Origin of the sequence: Collinsella sp. LCP19S3_B11 (genome assembly GCF_052121915.1) — a bacterium.
Lineage (GTDB): Bacteria > Actinomycetota > Coriobacteriia > Coriobacteriales > Coriobacteriaceae > Collinsella.
In genome coordinates this window covers 1-2,349 of record NZ_JBQKDI010000039.1, presented here as the reverse complement: position 1 = coordinate 2,349, position 2,349 = coordinate 1, and the positions used below count along the sequence as shown (strand labels likewise).

4 protein-coding genes are annotated in these 2,349 nt (G+C 64.5%); all 4 read left to right on the top strand.

The features are described from left to right. The coding region (locus tag ACTQV4_RS10220; RefSeq protein WP_441032717.1) for a hypothetical protein at nucleotides 1-330 on the top strand (330 nt) is incomplete at its 5' end. 13 nt (nucleotides 331-343) lie between these two features. After that, on the top strand, nucleotides 344-622 hold the full coding sequence (locus tag ACTQV4_RS10215; RefSeq protein ID WP_417935921.1) for a hypothetical protein: 279 nt from the start codon (nucleotides 344-346) through the stop codon (nucleotides 620-622). A gap of 189 nt (nucleotides 623-811) precedes the next feature. Next, nucleotides 812-994 carry a hypothetical protein gene (locus ACTQV4_RS10210; RefSeq protein ID WP_441393995.1) on the top strand — a complete coding sequence of 61 codons (183 nt, stop codon included), beginning with the start codon at nucleotides 812-814 and terminating at the stop codon, nucleotides 992-994. 3 nt (nucleotides 995-997) lie between these two features. Next, nucleotides 998-2,349: hypothetical protein (locus ACTQV4_RS10205; protein WP_441569775.1), on the top strand; the 1,352-nt coding region annotated here is incomplete at its 3' end.

The following is a 2,349-nucleotide window of genomic DNA, read 5'->3' as shown; positions in this document are numbered from 1 at the left end:
GACGAGGGGCGTGGCGGCGATGGGCTCGGCGCGATGCAGGAAACATTGGGCATTCTCGATTTGGTGCCTGTGGAGGATAGGATGCCGTTCCGGCTGGTTCCGTGGCGAGCCAGGGGCGATAAGACCGCCCGCGCGGCTGGTGCCCGGCAGGCATCGCAAACCGGCAGGCTGCGGATGCTCGGCGAGCACCGCGTGTTGGAGAACCAGATGCGGACATGGCAACAAGGCCAGGCATCACCCGACCGGGTAGATGCGATGGTCAATGGGTACGAACACATCCAGAAAACAATCGGTGTCACCACGAGCATTGCCTTCCCCGGCGAGTGGTAGGTAGGGAGAGATCATGGCGCATTACACGATCGGCTTGTGGGAGCAGATGCGGTTCACGGATCTGTCCCCCACGGCGAAGCGTATCGTCGCCGCCGCGTGGATGAACCGTGGCAAACCACTGACCGAGGATGCTCGGCTCACCTCCGCCGACCGGGGGCGGATCGGCAAGATCATGGACGAGGAAGGCTTCGAGGTGCTGCAGGACATCCTCGCCACCACCGACGAGCTCCGTGCGGAGAATAGGCGACTCCGCCGCCGCCTAGCCGACGTTCAACGCGGACTGGTGGGCTGACCGGTGCTGATAGTCTAAGCGTGAGCTACATTCACCCATCATCAGAGGAAGTGACCCCCTATGGCCCACGTCATCATCATCGTGTGCGCCGCACTGCTCGGCGCTCGCATCACCCGGCTAATCACGGCTGACCAGATATTCCAGCCATTCCGAGACTTCGTCCTCCGCCGGTGGGGAGTCGAGTCCCAAGTGACGTACTTCGTCCACTGCCCCTGGTGCGTCGGCGTGTGGGTCGCGATCATCCTCGCCGTCGTCGCGTGGCTCACCGTCCCCGGCGACTGGCCCGTCACCGCGTGGTGGGGCATCCCCGGCATGGCCGCAGGTATGTCGTGGCTCAACGGGTTCACCGCCTACACCGCTAAGGGGGAGTAAGCCGTGGGCATCCTGAACAGTCTCACCGCATCGGTGAAGAAAATGGAAGTCGGAGTGCCGCAAAGCAACAGCAGCGGGTTTCAGGACGATAAGAAAAAGACCGCGTGGCAGGCCGAAGCCTGGGAGATGTATAACACCGTCGGCGAGCTATCGGCGGTGTGTCAGTGGATCGGATCATCCGCCGCCCGGGTGGGCTTGTACGCCGCGGATGTGGACCCCGACACTGGGCGTACCAACTCCCCGTCGGATAACCGCCTGGCTCGGCAGATCGTCCGCGATATCGGCGGCGGTGCGGAGGGAACAGCGGAGCTGCTGCGCCACGCAGCGACGTTGCTCACCGTCGTTGGCGAGTTCTACATCGCGATCATCACCGACGACAACACGGGCGAGGAACAGTGGTTGGTGATCCCCACGAATCACGTGTCGAAAACGATCCGTGGCGAGTGGGAGATCAAGCTGGGCGAGAAGAAGCACATCATCAACGACGACACCGAGTCGTTGTTCAAAGTGTGGATCAAGTCCCCGAACGAGCCGACGGAATCGCGGTCGTCGGTGCGGGCGGCTCTTCCGGTGCTTCGTGAGATCAGGGCGATGGATCGGATCATCGCGGCTGCTGCTCGGTCGCGCGTGTCGGGTAACGGCATTCTGATTGTCCCCGCCGAAGCGGAGCTCCCCCGCCGCCGACCGCCCCGCGCCGCCGACGCGCCGGGGCTTCCCCCACGCCCGGCCATGCCGACCCAAGAGGACGACGCGACCTCGTTCTCGAAGAGTCTTTACACAACAATGAAGTCGGCGCAGGACGACCCGGACTCGCCCGCCGCTGTGACCCCTATCGTGGTGAAGGTTCCGTCGGAGCACGCGGCGCAGTTCCGTCACTTGACGTTGGACACCGGTATCGAAGCGAAGGCGGTGGACACGCGGGAGCGGGCGATCCGCCGCCTAGCGTTGTCGTTGGATGTGCCCCCGGAGGTGCTGCTCGGCATGGGCGACTCGACGCACTGGAACGCTGGCCTGGTGGACGAGTCGGCGCTGCGGCAGCACATTAGCCCGCTTGTGGAGGTCATTTGCGACAGTCTCACCGAGTCGGTGCTGCGCCCGTTCATGCCGGAGGGCGAAGCGGGGAGTGTCGCGGTCGCGGCGGATATGTCCGCGTTGGCGCAGAAGCAGGATAAATCGCAGGCCGCATTGGATGCGTTCGACCGTGGCGTGTTGTCCGCTGCCGCGCTCCGCCGGGAACTCGGGTTCAGCGAGGACGACGCGGACGACAAGGACTCGGATGTGGCTCGCCGCGCCCTGGCGGAACGGTTGGTGACGAAGGCACCGTCGTTGTTCCCCTACCTCGCGGAGGTGCTGGG